Raw genomic sequence first — 18,360 nt, 5'->3', positions numbered from 1 at the left:
GGGGACTTTGCCCCCATTATTATAAGCCTTTTTTTGCAATGTATACCGCAAGGTCCACCAGGCGGTTGGAGTAACCCCATTCATTATCATACCAGGAAACCACTTTAGCCATGTTGCCTTCAATTACCATGGTAGAAAGGCCGTCAACAATGGAGCTTAAAGGATTGCCGTTAAAATCTACTGACACCAAAGGCAGGTCCGTATAACCGAGAATCCCTTTTAATTCTCCTTCCGCTGCAGCTTTTAAGGCTTCATTAATTTCTTCTTTGGAAGCGGACTTTTCTAATTCAACCACCAGGTCAACTACCGAAACGTTTGGAGTTGGTACCCGCATCGCAAAACCGTTTAATTTACCCTTTAATTCGGGAAGAACCAAGGCAACTGCTTTTGCTGCACCGGTAGTGGTAGGAATGATGGAAGTCGCTGCTGCCCGGGCCCGGCGCAGGTCTTTATGAGGCAGGTCCAAAATCCGCTGGTCGTTGGTATAAGAGTGAACGGTAGTCATCAGGCCTTTAACTATACCGAATTTTTCATGCAGCACTTTAGCAACGGGAGCTAAGCAGTTGGTGGTGCAGGAAGCATTGGAAATCACGTGGTGATTGGCTGGATCGTATTTATCCTGGTTTACCCCCATTACGATGGTAATGTCTTCATCGGTAGCTGGAGCGGAAATGATAACTTTTTTGGCGCCAGCTTCTAAGTGTTTAGCAGCATCAGCTTTTTTAGTGAACTTACCGGTCGACTCAATGGCTATTTCTACTCCTAACTCCTTCCAGGGTAAGTTAGCCGGGTCTTTTTCGGCATAAACTTTAACTTCTTTGCCGTTGACCACTAGAGCATCGTCTTTGGCTTCTACTTCTGCACCAAAAATACCATGAACCGAGTCATATTTTAAGAGGTGAGCTAAAGTTTTAGCATCGGCTAAATCGTTTACCGCTACAATTTCAATTTCCGGATTGTTTAAGGCAGCACGAAACATGTTCCGGCCAATCCGGCCAAAACCGTTAATCCCTACTTTAACCGCCATTCTAACTCCTCCTTTATGGAAAATTAAATGGAAAAACTTAGATTGCTTCTCTTGTATTATAAAACGATTATTCTAAGGTAGGCAAGTTTTAAACGTATAAAACATTTTTCAGAAAAAATATCTTTATTTTTTGAATTTTAAAAGCATACTTGTCAAATAGCAGTAGTAACTTTAAACAGGTCAGTCGCCTTTTACCTTAAAGGCATTTTAACAATTTGCCCGGTTGAAGTTTTTGGAATTTGCTCAATATATCAAAAAGAAAAACGGGCTTGCGCCCGTCGTAATTTCTACACTTTTCTTCTCTTAGCCGCCGCTAAAATCCCCAGCTCTTCCCGGTACTTTGCAACGGTCCTACGGGAAATCTTTACGCCCCCCTGGGTTAAAATATCGGCAATTTTCTGGTCAGATAAAGGATCCTGGGGATTTTCCCGGGCAATTAGTTCTTTAATTTGCGCTTTAATGCTGGTAGAGGAAGAAAAATTCCCCTTCTCGCTTTCCAAAGCCGTTGCAAAGAAATACTTCAGTTCAAAAGTTCCCCGGGGAGTTGCCATATATTTATTGGCACAGGCTCTGGAAATGGTGGACTCGTGTAAATTAAGTTCCTTGGCTACCTGTTTTAAAGTTAGCGGCTTTAAATACTTAAGGCCGTACTCTAGAAATTCCCTCTGGTAGTCAACAATAAAACGGGCCACACGATACAAAGTAAAACGACGTTGCTCAATACTTTTTATAAGCCAGATTGCCTGATTTAATTTTTTCTCTACATACTTTTTGGTTTTTTCATCGTGTCCCTTTTGCTTTAAAATATTCCGGTACACATTATTGATATTTAAACGCGGCAACAGGCTATCATTAACTAAAATAATATACTCTCCTTCTACTTTTTCTACAGTAATATCCGGAACTACGTATCTCACTTCTTTTAATGCTGCAAAATTCCTTCCTGGTTTGGGATCCAAGCTTTTGATAACTTCCATCGCCCGGTATACTTCTTCCACCGCTACCCCCAGGCGATTGGCTACTTTTAAATATTTACTCTGGGCTAAATCCGGAAGATAATTGGTAATTATTTCTTTAATTAATGGGGTTAACAGATTTTTCTGCTCTGCCTGAATTAAAAGGCATTCTAAAAGTCCCCGGGCACCTACTCCAGGTGGATCAAAGTTTTGAATAATTTTTAAAACCCTTAAAACTACCTCTTTTTCGATCTTTAAAATTTCCGCTATTTCCTCCGGTGCACAGGTTAAATAACCGTTTTCATCAATATTTCCAATAATAAACTCGCCTATTTTATTATCCAGCTGGGGCAATTTTAAAAAATGCAGCTGAAAAGATAAATGCTCCCATAAACTATTATCAGCACTACTGGCTGGCTCATAACTTCTCTTTTCCTCATCCTTTTGACTAAACCCCGGACCTAAATCGCTCGAGTCAGCAAAATACTCAGCAATTTCCCGCATTTCCTGGCGTTCTTCCATTTCTTCAATCTCGTCTACTTCCTTGTCATCATCGTTTTCAATCTCTAAAAGCGGATTGGCCTCAACCTGTTGTTCAATAAAATTTACCAGTTCTAAAGTATTTAATTGTAAAATAGTTATAGCCTGTTTTAGCTCGGGCGTTAAAATTAACTTTTGTGTTTGCTCTAGATTTAGCCCAAAATCCATCGTCATGCCTTTCACTCCTAAAAAACCTTTATGTAGTTTATTCGCCCAAGACCTGAAATTATCCTTCTTGTTAATTTATATGAGCCAATTTTCTAAAATAAACCGTGATTAGGACACTTAAGCTTATTGCTAAAATTACTGCAAAGAAAAACTGCTTCTCTAAAAAAAGATATGGATGTAAGCCAAAGCCCCAATCTACGATATCTTCAAAGAAAAGCCAGCCGATTCCAAAAAAATAGGCTTTTTTCTTCACAGGTAAATTTTTTACATAGATAATGCTTTCGATAATCATACCTAGGTGGCTTAAAAACAACATTACCTCGACCGGCTCAATCCTACCGGAGAAAATCCAGAACTGGATTAATACCCCTAGCGCCCAAAAACCGTACTTAAAACACATTATCCCTGCCCAGAAAGTTAATCCGGTTATTTCCCGTCGAATAAAAATAAACCATAAAGCAAGGGAAATTAAAGTGGTCGACATCGGACTATCGGGAATTAGCGGCCATAGATAAAAAGGCTCCTTTAAAAGCTGGCCCCAATACCACCAGTATCCCCAGATACTTCCAATAAAATTAATAAAAAGTAAAATAAGGACATAATTTTTTTTCCGGGGTTGTTTTAAATAATCTTCAATAACTTGAAAAATCTTACTCAAGCTTTTTCACCACCCGGGCGGGAGCGCCCGCTGCCAGCACTTTTGGGGGAATATCTTTTGTTACCACCGCCCCTGCCCCTATCATTGCCCCATCGCCAATTTCTATCCCGGCTAAGATCGTAACATTAGCCCCAATTAAAACATTGCGCCCAATTTTTACCGCACCGGTTTTAAAGGTATCGACGCGAAATTCATGGGTTAAGATGGTAGCATTATAGCCTATTACACTGTTATCCCCGATTTCAATTAATTCCGGAAAAAGCACATCGGGCATCATCATTAAGCCCAAACTTACGTTTTCTCCAATTCTCATCCCTAAGCCATACCGGTATAACCACCTTTTTAACCCTAAAAAAGGAATGTACCTGCCAAGACTAATCACTATAAAATTCCTGGCTACTTTAAAAAACCCCACATATCTCCTCCAGTAGTACATGGAGTTTTCCGGCCCTGGCTTTGGGTGTTCCAATAATTTTCTCATAATTCCTCCGGATTTAACTCAATTTTTAAACCATCTATTCCTGCAAGAGTTTTAATCCCGGTCTTTTCCTCTACATACCGGGCCATTTTTTCCCTTAAATCTTCCGGATAAAGACAGCAATAATTAAAGTGGGTTAAAAAGGCAAGCTTTACTTTACTCCCTTGCAAAAGATGGACAAGTCCCAAAGTAGTTAAATGGCGGTGCATCCAGGAGTTGTGGGCAGTAACGTTAGCAATTAAGATATCCACACCTTCATAAGCTTTTTTAATGTCTTCCCGATACCCTTCCACCTCAATAAAATCACCTACTGGCCCCATACGTTCCACCTTTTTTATTCCCTTAAAGCTTTTGTAACTTAAAATGTAATTGGTATCACTGGTATAACCAATTGTTAGATTTTTATATTTTAAGATAAAACCATAATTTTCTTCGCCATGATAGGCTTTTACCGGTGTTAAAACTGCCGTCCCTAACTCTACCGGTACCCCTGCTTTAAGAGCTACAACCTCCGGTCCCCCGGAATAAAAACCGGTATTTATCCCCTGATGAAAGGGGCTTATCATCCGATCATCTAAAACTTTTCCTGGAGCTAGAAGAAAACCCCGCCGGGCAAACATGCCCCAGCACATGCCCTCAATTATCGGTTCAGCTCCACCGTAATGATCCTGATGGCCATGGGAAATATAAACCGCAGTCAGGCTTCCAAGATCAATGTTTAGCTCCCTTGCCCGCATGATTGCTGAAGGTCCGGGATCAACCCACATAAAAAACTCCTCAAACTTTATAATAAACCCTGCCGTATGAGGAGTCTGGGTTAAAACTGCCTCGGGATTTCCACCAGTACCCGCAAACAAAAGATAATTTTCCTTCGTACTTTGAAGATTTTTTCTGCTTCTAAATCGCTCCCGGGCCAGCTCAATTCCATAAGCAGTTTTTTCTCGAAGTTCCCGGTCTAGTCTATCTATCTCCATCACCTCAGCGCCCCATTTCTAATTTTTTCCGCCAATTGTTCAAGTTTACGGAAACGATGATTGACCCCCGATTTAGTTAGGGGTGGATTTAAAAGTCCGCCCAGTTCTTTTAAGCTTAAATCCGGGTTATTTAGCCTTAACTGGGCAATTTCTTTTAAGGCAGGGTCAAGGCTTTCCAAACCAATTTTTTCGCTAATTAATTTAATATCCTTAATTTGTTTAACGGCAGTTTTCACTGCTTTTTCGATATTAGCCGTCTCGCAGTTTACCAGGCGGTTTACCTGGTTTCTCACTTCTTTCATTACCCGAACATTTTCAAATTTCAAAAGGGACTGGTGGGCACCAATTAAGCTTAAAAATGATAGTATTTGTTCCGCATCTTTTAAGTATAAAAAAGGCATGGTTTTTCGTTTTAAAAGCCGGAAAGTAAAATGGTATTTTTGTAAAATATTGAGAACCTGCCGGGCAAAGGCTTCATCGGGCAAATTTAATTCTAAGTGATAGTCCCCCAACGGGTCATTTAAAGAACCGCCAGCTAAAAAGACCCCCCTTAAAAAACTTCGCCGGCAGCAGTCATTTTTAATGTATTGTTCGTTAATTCGGTTCGATAAATTTCCTTTATCATCTAAAAAACCGTATTCTTTTAAAAGCTCTTCCACCCGTTCATCAATTTCAATAAAGTAAAAATTTTTTTGCATGAGCCGACCGTGGTCTTGAACCATCGTTTTAGTTTTTAAGCCGCTATAATTTTTTAGAAGAATTAGAATTTTTCGGGCTAAAAAAGAAAGGGGAGTTTTAATAGTAAGTTTTAACCTTTTATTAGAAATGCCCAAATCCCCTAACATTTTAAGGTACGCTCCCAGCTCTGCCCGCTGGCAGCAGCTTTTTTGGGGGATGATATGGGCCAATTCCTCTTTAGTTTCCCGGGCAAAGGACATTTTACCACCTCAAAAAGATTATAACATAAAACCACCTGACCGGCCAGGAGTGGTACTTCCGGAGCACTCCGGGAATAAAGGGAGGATTCTATTTTTAACTTAACCCATCCCTAGGTTTTTTATGCCTTTTTTGCTAGGCCCTTTCCCTTAAATATTTTTCTAACTGCTCCACAAATTGCCTTCTCGACATATGGCCGGTAACCCGAACTCTTTTTAATTGATATAAATCGACACCTTTTGTATTTATCCCAAGTTTAGTAGTAGTAGCAGCCCGAAATCCAGCTTTTTTAACAATCTTTATTATCTGATCATTATAAAGGCCGTAGGGATAGCAAAAATACTTAATTGGCCGTTTAAAATGCTCTTCTAACATTTTTTTCGAATCAACAATTTCCTTCTCGGCCACCGTAAGGGGAACCTTGGTAAGCCTTGGATGATTTACCGTGTGAGCTCCAAATTCAATACCATATTTGGCCATTTCATCGATTTGCTGCCAGGTTAACATATAATTAGTCGGTTTCCCTTCCCGTTCGTCCCACTCATTAGTTTTCCCAACAATTCCGGTAATTATAAAAATTGTAGCCCTAAAACCATACTTTTTTAATATTGGAAAAGCATAATAATAATTATCCCGGTACCCATCATCAAAAGTAATAACAATTGGCTTTTCCGGTAGAGGCTTTCCGTATTCAAGGTAATCTACCGCTTCGTTTAATGAAACCACATGAAAACCATTTTCCTTTAAAAAATGCATCTGCCAGTCAAATTCTCGAGGTGGCACTCTAAGGCCAAGACCACCGGTTTTCCAATCGGGGTTTACTTTATGGTACATGAGGATTATAACACCCCGCTCCCGGTAATCGGCAAAAGTTACTCTGGAAGCGGTAAACCATCCGACTGTGACAATGCTAGCAATTGCAATTGCTGCCAATAAACTTATAAACAATATTCGTTTCATTTACCATCCCTCACTTGCAAGATTTTTTTCAGCAATTTCCTCCCGGTAAAAATTTAAAATTACCCGGGCAAGCTTTTCCGGATCATGGCGCAAATACTGCTTCTGGTCTAACACTGGTGCTTTAATTACTTTTTTAATCCCCAGTTTTTTTAAAAGCTTTTCGTCTACCTTTACCGGATACTGTCCTTCCCGGCGGTATTTTGCTAACAATTCAGGAGCAGGATTTTCGTTGTTTATTAAAACATAATCAACAATTGGTCCTGCGTGGTCAATAATTGCCTGCAAGTGGTCAAGAGCATCATACCCGGAGGTTTCCCCTTTTTCCGTCATAATGTTCATAATATAAAGAACCGGAGCATTACTCCTTTTAATACTTTCAACAACACCTTCTACCAGCAAATTGGGAATAATACTGGTATATAGGCTTCCCGGCCCTAAAATAATTAAATCCGCATCCCTAATAGCTTTTTCCACCTCTGGCAGGGTTTTAGCTCCTGCTGGATGCAAATATACTTTTTTAACTGGCGAAGTCACTTCCCCAAAATTGCTCTCCCCAACCACCTCATCCCCGTTAGCCAGGATTCCTCGCAAAACTACTTTTTCTTCGGTCGAAGGGTAAACAACACCTCTTACTTTTAGTATTTGCCCCAAGGAAAAAACTGCCCGGGAAAAATTACCACTAATCTTCCAGAGGGCAGCTATAAGAAGATTTCCAATGCTATGCCCCGCTAAATCTCCTTCAGTAAAGCGAAATTGCAATAAGCTTTCCATTAAGCTTTCTTTATCGGCTAAAGCTACCAGGCAGTTCCTTATATCCCCCGGTGGTAGCATTCCCATTTCTTCCCGAAGCCTTCCCGAACTTCCCCCGTCGTCCGCCACCGTAACAATAGCAGTTAAATTGCTGGTATAATGCTTCAAACCCCTAAGCAAAGTAGAAAGGCCAGTTCCACCGCCAAGAACCGCTATTTTCGGTCCCCGCAAAAGCTTTTTTCTTAGGTAAATTTCTTCTATCACATTTCCCGTCTCACCCGGGTATAAGGTATTTAAGACAGAATTTAACAGCTTTTTAAAACCATATGCCAATAAAAAAACACTTATGCCCAGAACAACAATCCATTGATCTTGGTTTTTGGTTAATAATTGGTGAAACCCCAAAGCAAATAAAACTACCCCTGCCCCAATTAAAAAAATATACCGCTTAATTTTTAGGCCGGGGTAGAACCACAGCAAAACTTTTCTCATCCGTCCTTTTCCTCCCGGTGTTTATCCACATCCCGGTGCCGCAAATACACCTCATAGTTTCGTTCGCTAAGCGTTTTTGCCAGAAAGTTGGCAATAGCTACCGACCGGTGTCGCCCGCCGGTACAACCAATGGCAATAACCAGGTTACTTTTCCCTTCTTTTTGGTAAAAAGGGATTAAAAACTCCAACAGGTCTAAAAATTTTTCGGTAAACTTTTTGGTAACTTCAAAATTAAACACATAATCATAAACCGGCTTATCACTACCGGAAAGGGGCCTTAGCTCTTTAATGTAAAAAGGATTAGGTAAAAAACGAACATCCATGATTAAGTCAGCATCTAAGGGAAGCCCGTGTTTATAACCAAAAGTTACAATATTTATGGAAATTTTACTGCGCCTTTGTTGTTCGCCGTAATAATTTAAAATTTCGTTTTTTAAATCTGCCGGTTGTAAATCTGAAGTATCAATGACTTTATCCGCTCTTGCCCGTAAATTTTCCAAAAAGCTTCTTTCCTTTTTAATGTTATCTAATATTTGACTCCCGCGAACTCCTAACGGATGCCCGCGGCGATTGGCTTTAAACCTCTTTAAAAGTACTTCATCCCGGGCTTCTAAAAATAATATTTCATAATTAATTCCAAGCTTGGTTAACTCTCCTAGAGCCCAGTCCAAATCCTGAAAAAACTTCTGTCCCCGAACATCCACCACCAAAGCTACCTTTTCTATTTTATTTTCCGCATGGGCCACAAGTTCCGCAAACTTGGGCATTAAAACCGGTGGCAGGTTGTCCACGCAAAAATACCCCAGGTCCTCTAAGGCTCGTATGGCTTGAGTTTTACCTGCCCCCGAAAGTCCCGTAACAATTAAAAAACGCATTCTTCCACCTACCAGAAATCTTTACTTGGCGTTAAAACCAGCAACATTTAACACTCTTTCTAAAGGAAAATTATAACGCATTAAAAGCTCTTCGCCGCTTTTTAATTCCCCTACCGTGTGAGGATAATGGGCATCACTATTAACAATAAGTTTCGCCCCAGTTTTTAAAGCCGCTTTGACAATCTCCTCCTTAGGATACTTATGACCGGTATTTATTTCTAAAGCTACTCCGTTTTTAGCACAAGACCGAGCTAATGCTTCTAAATCTACCGGTAGAACAAGATTGGGATGACTTACGGCTAGCGGCCGGTATTTTTCTATCGCCCGGATTAATGCCCGGGTGTTTATCCGGATAAGATATCTTTTTATACCAGGAAAAATCCGCCCTAAAAGGTTGGGCAGTACAAACAAAAAGCCATCTTTTAAGGTTTTTGGTAAAATATACGGATGTAGACCGATAATTAAATAATCAAGGGCGGAAACGACTTCTAAACTGAGGTCGATATCCCCCTCTAAAGAAATAACGTCCGCTTCCGCCCCTACCAGAACATTAATACCGGGAAACTCCTTTTTTAACCTCTGGGCTTCGGCCTTAATAGTTAGATATACCTTTTCCTGCCGAACCCCGGTACCAATGTTGGCCGGGCCATGGTCGGTAACTCCGTAAAAACATAAACCTTTATTTAAAGCTGCCATGACGTTTTCTCTAAGGGTACCCCGACCATCGCTATACCGGGAATGGGTATGAAAATCACCCAAAAACATCCTGCCACTTCCTTTAGGAAAACCGTTCTAAAGCTAAGGCCACCGCTCCCATTACCCCTGTTTTGGCTTTAAGTTCGGCTTTTTTAACGGTTAAGTCTTTATACGGTTGAGGTAAAACTTTTTCCGCTAATTCCTCTCGAACCAGCTCCAGAAAAGGCTCCCCAATATTCATAACTCCGCCACCTAGAGCTATTAACGAAGGATTTAAGAGGTTTACTACATTAGCAAGGCCTATCCCCAGATAAAAAGCCGCCTCTTTTAAAATCGCCCTGGCTTCCAAATCTCCTGCTAAAAATGCCTCTCCGACAATTCTAGCATTGACTTCTTCTACTTTTCCCTGAGCTCGTTTTAAGATTTCCTGGCCATAGCCCTCGGCTATTAACTGCCTTGCCCGCAGGCCAATGGCAGTGCCTGAGGCCATTACCTCCAGGCAACCTCTTCTACCGCAATTACAGCGAGGCCCGGCAGGCTCCACTATCGTATGACCAAGTTCACCGGCACTGCCGGAACTTCCCCGGTAAAGTTGTCCATCAATTATTATTCCCGAGCCCACCCCGGTACTTACGGTAACATAAACCATATCTCGATGGCCCCGGCCAACTCCATATTTATACTCTCCTAAAGCCGCCAGATTGGCATCGTTATCTACTTCAACCGGTAAGCGTAATAGCGCTTGCAGTTTTACTTTTAAAGGATAATTTTGCCAGGGAAGATTGGGAACAGTAATAATCGTACCGGTTCGAAAATCCACTGTCCCCGGTGCTCCAATTCCGATTCCCAGCACCTTTTCTTTGGCCACTCCTGCTTTCGCAATTACCGCTTTAACCATTGTCCCTAACTGGTTTAAAAGTTTTTTTTCCTCTTTTTCGGTAGGTTCTATCAATTCCGCCAGAAGTTCACCTTTTAAATTGGCTAAAGCTGTGTAAATTTTGGTGCCTCCCAGGTCAATTCCCACAACAAAGTTTTCCATCTTACTGCTCCTTCCGAATAACCGTTCTTGGTACTTCCGTCACCCGGGCCACACCGGTTAAAAGCATTGCTTCCCTTAACTCTTTAGCAATTTTCTCAAGATAAAGTTTAACCCCTTGGGCGCCTCCACCAAACGCTGCTACAATTACCGGCCGGCCAATTAAGACCCCGTCGGCCCCCAAAGCCAATAGCTTTAACACATCAACGCCGGATCTCACTCCCCCATCGGCTAAAATCGTGGCTTTCCCCTTTACCTTTGCTGCTATTTCCGGCAATACCTCAGCTGCTCCGGGAGTCTCATCCAATACCCGTCCTCCATGGTTCGAAACAACTATGGCCTTAGCCCCGGCTTTTACTGCCAGCTCTGCTTCATCGGGGGTCATAATTCCTTTTAAGATAAAAGGAAGTTTGGTGGAATTTACAATTTCCATTACTTCCTCTAAGGTTTTCGGACTTACCGGTTGACCTTTTAACGCCATGGTTAAAAGGCCGGCACCGTCAATATCCACACCCACAGCCATTGCCCCGGCCTCTTCGGCTTCTTTAATCCTTTTTATTATTTCCTCCTGGGCCCGGGGCTTAATTACCGGAATACCTTTTCCCTTTACTTTTTTAATGGCCAAAAGACCAGAGCCATACATCGATGGATCAGCCCCATCGCCGGTAAAAGCTAATGTTCCGGCTAATTGACTTCCTTCGGTAACCGCCAGAGTATACTCCTCCTCGGTCAATGCTCCACCCATATTGTAAGTAGTTCCGGTAATTGGAGCTACAAAAACCGGCATACTTACCCGTACTCCAAAAAGCTCACTACTTAGATCCGGTTCTTTTACCCCGTGAATGGTTCGCATATTTAGCTTATAACGGGCAAGGGCACGTAAATTTTCCTGAAAAGCCCTTCCAGTGCCAACGCCTCCCATTCCCGGAACTTCTCCAGCACAAGCCCGGCCATCACATACCGGACAGACCCGACAAAAACCTTTTAGTTTTTCTTTAGCAGTTGCCCGAATCTCTTTTAAATCCATAAGTTTCTCCCCTCTCTTTTTATATTTATTTATTTTTTAAAATTACTTCATTAATTAAATAAGCAATTCCGTCTTCATCATTTCCCGGTATTATAAAGTCTGCCCGTTTTTTTACCACCGGCAGGGCATTTCCCATAGCCACCCCTAGCCCTGCCACCTCCAGCATTTCTAAATCATTGTAACTATCGCCCACGGCCACAGTTGCTTTTAAAGGTATGCCTAAATGGGCAGCCAAAGCTTTAAGAGCCTCTCCTTTATTTACCTCGGGGGCTAAAAATTCCAGATAATGTGGCTTTGACTTAGTGATATGAAGTTTTCCAGAAAACTCATCCCGTGCTTCATTCCACAGGCGGTTCAAATCTTCCGGGTCACCTATAGCTAAAAGTTTAGTAGGAGCTTTTTGGTAAAGACGCTCTTCTAAATCCGCCACCACCCGAAAGGGAACACCGGCAAGTTTACTATAGTCCCGGATATATTGATTGTCCTCTTCCACTAAAAGTTCATCGTCCTGATAAACATTGAGGTGAAAATATCCCTTTACTTTGCGATAAATGGCCAAAGCCAGCTCACCAGGTACCGGCTTATGATAAATTTCCCGCCCCGCTTGGGAATATTTTATTAAAGCCCCGTTATAGGTAATAAGGGGTATATCTCCTAAAAAAGAAAAGGCATACTTTTTTGCCGAACGATACATCCGACCGGTAGCAAGAGTTACAATAATCCCCTTAGCTAAGGCAACGAGTACCGCGTCTTTAACCCGCGGTGAAACTTGAAGTTCCCGGGTTAAAAACGTATCATCTAAGTCCACCGCTAATAATTGGTAACGCAAAAAATCACTCCATTTCCAGAAGTTCTTTTAGTTTTTCCGCCATTTCCCGGGTAATTCCGGGAACGGCCATAATCTCTTCTACTGTGGCTCCTTTAAGGTTTTTTAGCCCTCCAAATTTGCCAAGCAATTGTTTTCGCCTTTTCGGCCCGATTCCCTCTACTTGTTCTAAGATAGAGCTTAAAGACTTTGTCCTCTTTTTTTCCTGATAACCTTTAGCAAACCGGTGGGCCTCATCCCTTACCCTTTGTAACAATTTTAACCCTTCTCTATCCCGTGTCAAGAAAAGGGAGTTTTTTTCGCCAGGAAGAAAAAATTCCTCCTGCTCTTTAGCAAGGGCAATTACCATAAACTGCCCTAAAAACCCAGTCTCCCGCAAAGCCTCCAAAGCCGCCGCTAGCTGACCCTTTCCCCCGTCAATTAAAATGAGGTCCGGCAGCTCCTCAAAGGAACCGTCCTCATCCCCTGCCTCTTTTAAAGCCAGATACTTTTTAAAACGCCTTAAAATCGCTTCCTGCATCGAAGCATAATCATCGTTAGTCGCTCTTTGAATGGCAAAACGCCGGTATTTTCCTTTTTCCGGCTCGCCGTCAATAAAAACCACCATCGACGCTACCGTCCCCGTCCCGGCTAAATGGGAAATATCATAGCCTTCAATCCTGCGGGGAAGCGCCGGGAGTTTTATGGCCTCTTTTAAGTCCAAAAGAGCCGTTTGGGCGGTTAGCTGTTTTTTCTCTTTTAATTTAATTTTCTCTTCCAAGGCAAAGTTAGCATTTTCTAAAGCCATTTTTAAAAGAAGAAATTTTTCTCCCCGCCGGGGTATTGTTAGTTGCGGCTTTTTCCCAAACTTATTTAAAAACCAGGCATTAAGAAATTCTTCATCTAAATTCTCACTGAAAGGAATAATGATTTCCCCTGGGATTTCCTCTTCCTCCCGGTAATGGGTTAATAAAACCTGGTTTAAAAGCTCTCCCGGCTCCATCTCCCCTTCAAACGGGTAAACTTTCTGCCCTAGTAAATTCCCCTGGCGGATAATAAAAACATGTCCCACTCCTAAGTTTTCTTTAGCAGCAATAGCCACCACATCCGCATTTCTATTACCCCGGGAAATTTTTTGTTTGACCAGGACTTTTTCTAAAGCTAAAATCTGGTCCCTTAACTTCGCCGCCCATTCGAACTCTAGATTTTCTGAAGCTTTGTTCATTTCTTTTTTAAGCTTTTTAATTAATTTTTCACCCCGGCCCTCTAAAAAATCCACTACCATTTCTATTTCTCTTAAGTATTCTTCCCGGCTAATTTCGCCAGTACAGGGAGCCGGACATTTTTTTATATGGTAATTTAGGCAAGGCCGGGTGCGCTGAGCAAAAACCGTAGGTGTACACGTACGAAATTTAAACACCGAACGCAAAAGTTTATAAGACTCATTTAAAGCCCCGGCATCGGGATACGGTCCAAAATAGCGACTTTTATCTTTCACCACCTTCCGGGTAATTAAAAGTCGGGGAAACTCTTCTCCGGTAAGCTTTAAATAAGGATAGGACTTATCATCTTTCAACATGATATTATACCGGGGCCGGTATTTTTTAATGAGGTTCTGTTCTAAAATTAATGCTTCCACTTCCGATGAAGTAATAATAACCTCTATATCCCGGGCCTTTTCCATCATTACGCGAGTTTTGGGCCAAAGTTTTTCCGGAGGCTGGAAGTAGGAACGCACGCGGTTTTTTAAGTTTTTGGCCTTACCAACGTATATAACTTCACCTTTTCCATCTTTATAAAGATAAACCCCTGGGTTATCGGGAAGATTTTGAACTTTATCCTTTAGGTTCAACGTTAATCCCTCACTTGCTCCATCCGCCGGGCAAACCATCCTTTTATATCAAAATTTGCCCTGGTACCTTTAGAAAAATTATTTAAAAATTGGCGGACTTCTTCATTGGACGCAGAAAGCCGCCAGCCATTTTTATGAATAAATAATACCGTTAAAATAAAGGCAAAAGCAAGGTTACCCTGGGGAAAAGGTCGGAACTTTAAAATTGCTGCAAAGAGAGCTGCAGCCTTATCGGCCATTTCGGGATAAAGCTCCCGTCCACCAATAAAAGCTTTAGCATAAGGCTCGACCAGAGCCTTGTCCAAAGCATCAACATTTACTGCCATTAACCTTTCCTCACCGTAATAGCGATAATAAGCATCAAGGCACTCTTTTAAGTTCATCACGAGGAAAACTCCTCCAGCACGAAACCGTATTCCTCCAAAAGACGCTCCACCGGCGTTTTAGAAGAAATCTTTTGGGGCCTTTGCGTCATGGCACCAAAAGTTTTTACTATAAATCCTGACTCCCAGGGCTCCACAATTAAAGGGTCTCCTTCTTTTATCCCCAAACTTTTTACGTATTCCTGAGGGATAGAAATTACCAGGCTGTTACCCACTTTAAAGGTCTTCCTGACGTTCAAAATAAAACCTCCCTAGCGTATATACTATATATATTATACCAAACTAAATCTTTAATTTAGTAAAAAAATTTGCTGGCCCAAACTCCCCCAAAAAATAAATAAAGTAGGTTTTTGGGGTACCCCCAAAGACCTACTTACCCTAACTTTAATAAGTCTAATGCAGTATTTTTGCGTCAACGACTAAAGCACCTTTTTCGTATTATTAGTTGTTGTTCTAAATAAGCTCCTTCCCTTCCCGTCTCCTTAAATCCACCGGAAACGATTATTGCCGAACCAATCCCAGCCTTGGCTACCTCTTTTAAAACACTTACTGCTTTTTCTACTGGTAAAACGATAACCGCTGTATCCACCGGATAAGGTAAGGAAAAAACATCCGGATAAAGAGCTTTAACCGGGAAAAGGGGTAAGTAAAAAGCGGAATTTTGTTTCAAGGTACCTTGATATATTTTTCCGGAAATAATTTTCACTCGGGAATAATAACTACCTTATCATAACTTTTTTTCGCCCGGGCCTCGTCCACCAACCATTTAGCTTCCTCCCGGCAATCCGGGCAGGTACTCGGCATAATAATCACTGCAAATCCGGAGACAACCCGGTTATTAACGTAAGCGTAAGTTTTAATCCCGTGGTAGCCGGGACAATGCTCACAAAGCTTTACCGTGGTAACGCGGTGTTCATAAAAATCTTCGGTGTCGTAATAGATGGTTTTATTGTAGGTATAATAGCCATTGTAGTTTTTCCGCTCTTTTGCAGCTAATTCCCTGCGATTTTGCCAGCGTTCCAGGGTTTTTGCTGCAAGCTTTTTGGCGTACTCCAAATGGCGGGCCCGGTACTCAATAGGAAGCCCCTTGGGCTCTATAACTTTTTCATAACTTTCCCCGGCAAGGGCCAGCAAAATGGCTAAATTTACATAAGGTAGAGCCCCTTCTATAGAATAACCACCCTCCAATACCGCCAGATGAGGCTTTATAAGTTCTGTTAGACGGCCGTAACCGCGGGCTGTTACCGCCATCCGCGCCAAAGGATCGGAGTAATGATTATCCTGACCAGCAGAGTTAATGACAAAATCAGGTTTAAAATCGGCCACAATCGGCAAAACCACTTCTTCCAAAAGATAAAGTACTTCCTCATCCCCGCTTCCCGGGGGGAGAGGTAAATTTATCGTAGTTCCGTAAGCATTGGGAGTTCCGGCCTCATCTATAAAACCGGTTCCGGGATAGAGGGTTCGGCCATCTTGATGAAAAGAAATAAACAAAACATCCGGGTCGTGATAAAAGATGTCCTGGGTACCGTCCCCATGATGCACATCGGTATCAATTATAGCAATTTTTTTAACTCCCTTAACCCAGCGCAGATAATCAACGGTAATGGCTACATTATTAATATTACAAAAACCACGGTTGCCATAAACTGTTCGGGTAGCATGATGCCCCGGCGGTCGGACTAAGGCAAAGCCATTTTTTACCGCACCCTTGAAAACCTCTTCGGCTAAAGCAATACAGCTCCCCGCCGCGATTAAATGGGCAGCGGTTATTACCGACCTGGTATCGGGCATGGTAAGGTGAACCCTCTCCACGTCTTCTATACTCCCTGGTCGAGCATTGTATTCCACAAAAGCAGGTAAATCCAAAATTCCTTCCTCTACTATCTGATCACGGGTATATAAAAGCCGCTCTTCCCTTTCCGGATGGGTAGGGGCAATAGCCCAATCAAAAGCCGGAAAAAATAACAGCCCGGTTTTATTCATACAACACCCTCCCCTCCACCGGCCGTAAAATTCCAGCAGGTACTGCTATTTCCAAGGTAAAAATTTTATTTTTCGTCACCATATTCCGCACCACATTAAACTGCTCAAAATAAATCAACTCTTCACTTCCAGGGGGATAGCGAAGATTCATTCTTTTGGCCCCAATCCGGAAAACTAAAAGAGCAAACTCTTTGACCTCATCTTCACTATAATTTTTTAGTTTCGGTATTGCCTCTTTATAGCCCCATTCGGGGATTGCCACGTAGTTTTGCTCCGTATCGATATATACAGTAATGGAAAGATTATCCCGGGCCAGCGCTGCTCCTAAAGCATTGGCCACTTCGTAATTTTCATATATTACCCCTTTTAAGCCAAGCTTTTTGGCTACAAATAAAGTTAGGGGATACGCAGCCCCACCTATACCGCTTATTAATTCTGGCTCAAATTTTTTCCCGGTAAGAATTTCATAGATTCGGTACCTGGGCTCGTTCTCCCAGCGTTTAAAGGTATTTTTTACTTCGACAGCAACAAATTCGGCAAATATATCCACAATTTTTTGGGCAGCTTCAAAAGGAGTTAATCCCGCTTCTTGAGCAATTTTCGTGATACCCCGCTTGGCCCGGTAGCTATCACCATAATTAATTAAATTTAAAAACCTTAGGGCATCGGTAACAGTAACCGCAGGCCCTCCTAAGCAGTAGGCCGGACCTTCTCGCTGTCCGGTAAAGGCAATTTTCCCTGAGTTTACAACAACAGCAGTATCGCCCCCTAAAGGTACCGAAGTCACCGCTAAGCTGGGGACCGAAGTCAAAAATTCCCCAATATCCGCCCCCTTATGGGATAAAAGCGGCCGTTTATTTAAAATTAAGGCTATGTCCGTTGTTGTACCGCCAATATCCAGAACTACTATGTTCTTACAGTTGCAAAGGGCAAAAGCCCCCAACGCACTTGCCGCCGGCCCCGAGTAAAGGGTAGAAAGGGGATACCGTCCTACTTCGACAAGGGGCACAATACCTCCATCCCCTTTCATAATAAAAACCAGGTTCAAGGGGATCTTTAAAGCATAAAAGATAACCTTTAATTCCTCTATAAAACGGGTAAACTCATCCTTAATCATCAAGTACAAGACCGCCGAGTAAATTCGGCGAAGATAATTTAACCGCCCCCCGGTTTTATGTCCTAAAGCTGTTTTTATCTCCGGATTAAATTTTTTAACTATCCGGTAAAGTTTAGCTTCCAGCTCCGGATTTCGCACCGAAAACTTCCCCACTAGCGCTATTTTATGATACCCATTATCTATTAGCTCCTTTAAAGCTTTCAATACTTCAACCTCGTTTACATCCTCCAAAACCCGACCGCGGAAATCTACCATTCCCGATAAAACTTTTACCGGAAAGGGAAAGTTGAGCTTTTCATAAGCCATACCTGCTCCAGGCAGCAGTAAAGCCGCTGCCCGGTCGTATTTTTTCTCCGCTACTAAATTGGTAATTAAAGTGGTACTTAAAACCACCCTTTTAATGGGCTGATTATGCTGGGCTATAAGCTTTGCCAATACCTCGGCAAAAGTCTCCGGTAGGTTTTTTTTCGTAACTACTTTGGCTTTAGCCACTACTCTTCCGTGGTCTAAAGCCACACCGTCGGTATACGTTCCCCCTACGTCAATGCCTACAATCATTCCTTTCTCCCCCGCAAAAAAACTTTTTCCTTTATTTTATCACTGAAATTCTTTGGATTTAAGAAAAATTTGTATGAATGTTTTTA

At 42.0% G+C, this 18,360-nt stretch carries 19 protein-coding genes; all 19 read right to left on the bottom strand.

Annotation, left to right across the window (positions count from 1 at the left end):
• Positions 1–19: 19 nt before the first annotated feature.
• Complete coding sequence (gene gap, locus cpu_RS00305) at positions 20–1,027, bottom strand: type I glyceraldehyde-3-phosphate dehydrogenase (protein ID WP_075858003.1); 1,008 nt, start codon at positions 1,025–1,027, stop codon at positions 20–22.
• 287 nt (positions 1,028–1,314) lie between these two features.
• The gene (gene rpoN / locus cpu_RS00300; protein WP_075858001.1) at positions 1,315–2,697 is read right to left on the bottom strand and encodes an RNA polymerase factor sigma-54; all 1,383 of its coding nucleotides are present in this window, start codon (positions 2,695–2,697) and stop codon (positions 1,315–1,317) included.
• Between the two features lie 64 nt (positions 2,698–2,761).
• Complete coding sequence (locus cpu_RS00295; protein WP_075857999.1) at positions 2,762–3,349, bottom strand: DUF1405 domain-containing protein; 588 nt, start codon at positions 3,347–3,349, stop codon at positions 2,762–2,764.
• Positions 3,342–3,830: an acyltransferase gene (locus cpu_RS00290; RefSeq protein WP_075857997.1), complete on the bottom strand. Its 489-nt coding sequence runs from the start codon at positions 3,828–3,830 to the stop codon at positions 3,342–3,344. Before cpu_RS00290 ends, cpu_RS00295 begins: the two co-directional genes overlap by 8 nt.
• Positions 3,827–4,801, bottom strand: a complete 975-nt coding sequence (locus tag cpu_RS00285) for an MBL fold metallo-hydrolase (protein WP_075857996.1) — start codon at positions 4,799–4,801, stop codon at positions 3,827–3,829. The genes cpu_RS00290 and cpu_RS00285 overlap by 4 nt, the downstream gene beginning before the upstream one ends.
• Positions 4,801–5,739, bottom strand: a complete 939-nt coding sequence (gene whiA / locus cpu_RS00280) for a DNA-binding protein WhiA (RefSeq protein WP_075857995.1) — start codon at positions 5,737–5,739, stop codon at positions 4,801–4,803. The genes cpu_RS00285 and whiA overlap by 1 nt, the downstream gene beginning before the upstream one ends.
• A 133-nt stretch (positions 5,740–5,872) precedes the next feature.
• A complete protein-coding gene (locus cpu_RS00275) occupies positions 5,873–6,697 on the bottom strand; it encodes a polysaccharide deacetylase family protein (RefSeq protein WP_075857994.1) in 825 nt (274 codons plus the stop codon).
• Entirely contained in the window at positions 6,698–7,939 is a 1,242-nt protein-coding gene (locus cpu_RS00270) for a gluconeogenesis factor YvcK family protein (protein ID WP_075857993.1), read from the bottom strand.
• Complete coding sequence (gene rapZ, locus cpu_RS00265; RefSeq protein WP_075857992.1) at positions 7,936–8,814, bottom strand: RNase adapter RapZ; 879 nt, start codon at positions 8,812–8,814, stop codon at positions 7,936–7,938. The genes cpu_RS00270 and rapZ overlap by 4 nt, the downstream gene beginning before the upstream one ends.
• Positions 8,815–8,835: 21 nt before the next feature.
• Complete coding sequence (locus cpu_RS00260) at positions 8,836–9,579, bottom strand: PHP domain-containing protein (RefSeq protein ID WP_075857991.1); 744 nt, start codon at positions 9,577–9,579, stop codon at positions 8,836–8,838.
• 13 nt (positions 9,580–9,592) lie between these two features.
• Positions 9,593–10,549: an ROK family protein gene (locus cpu_RS00255; RefSeq protein WP_075857990.1), complete on the bottom strand. Its 957-nt coding sequence runs from the start codon at positions 10,547–10,549 to the stop codon at positions 9,593–9,595.
• Between the two features lies 1 nt (position 10,550).
• Positions 10,551–11,573 carry an alpha-hydroxy-acid oxidizing protein gene (locus cpu_RS00250; protein WP_075857988.1) on the bottom strand — a complete coding sequence of 341 codons (1,023 nt, stop codon included), beginning with the start codon at positions 11,571–11,573 and terminating at the stop codon, positions 10,551–10,553.
• Between the two features lie 25 nt (positions 11,574–11,598).
• Positions 11,599–12,402: a Cof-type HAD-IIB family hydrolase gene (locus tag cpu_RS00245; protein ID WP_075857987.1), complete on the bottom strand. Its 804-nt coding sequence runs from the start codon at positions 12,400–12,402 to the stop codon at positions 11,599–11,601.
• Between the two features lie 4 nt (positions 12,403–12,406).
• Positions 12,407–14,230, bottom strand: coding sequence for an excinuclease ABC subunit UvrC (gene uvrC / locus cpu_RS00240; protein ID WP_075857985.1), 1,824 nt, complete (start codon positions 14,228–14,230; stop codon positions 12,407–12,409).
• A 2-nt stretch (positions 14,231–14,232) separates the two neighbouring features.
• Positions 14,233–14,613 (bottom strand): hypothetical protein, encoded by a 381-nt coding sequence (locus tag cpu_RS00235; protein ID WP_075857984.1) that lies wholly within the window; start codon positions 14,611–14,613, stop codon positions 14,233–14,235.
• Complete coding sequence (locus cpu_RS00230; RefSeq protein WP_075857983.1) at positions 14,613–14,852, bottom strand: AbrB/MazE/SpoVT family DNA-binding domain-containing protein; 240 nt, start codon at positions 14,850–14,852, stop codon at positions 14,613–14,615. Before cpu_RS00230 ends, cpu_RS00235 begins: the two co-directional genes overlap by 1 nt.
• A 173-nt stretch (positions 14,853–15,025) precedes the next feature.
• The gene (locus tag cpu_RS00225) at positions 15,026–15,319 is read right to left on the bottom strand and encodes a hypothetical protein (protein ID WP_075857981.1); all 294 of its coding nucleotides are present in this window, start codon (positions 15,317–15,319) and stop codon (positions 15,026–15,028) included.
• Complete coding sequence (locus cpu_RS00220; RefSeq protein ID WP_075857979.1) at positions 15,316–16,599, bottom strand: histone deacetylase family protein; 1,284 nt, start codon at positions 16,597–16,599, stop codon at positions 15,316–15,318. Before cpu_RS00220 ends, cpu_RS00225 begins: the two co-directional genes overlap by 4 nt.
• Complete coding sequence (locus tag cpu_RS00215) at positions 16,592–18,274, bottom strand: hydantoinase/oxoprolinase family protein (protein WP_075857978.1); 1,683 nt, start codon at positions 18,272–18,274, stop codon at positions 16,592–16,594. The genes cpu_RS00220 and cpu_RS00215 overlap by 8 nt, the downstream gene beginning before the upstream one ends.
• Positions 18,275–18,360 lie beyond the last annotated feature (86 nt).

The organism is Carboxydothermus pertinax (assembly GCF_001950255.1).
In the GTDB taxonomy this organism is placed as follows: Bacteria; Bacillota; Z-2901; order Carboxydothermales; family Carboxydothermaceae; genus Carboxydothermus; species Carboxydothermus pertinax.
Note: the sequence above shows the minus strand (reverse complement) of the source record. Positions and strands in the feature narration are given on the sequence as shown.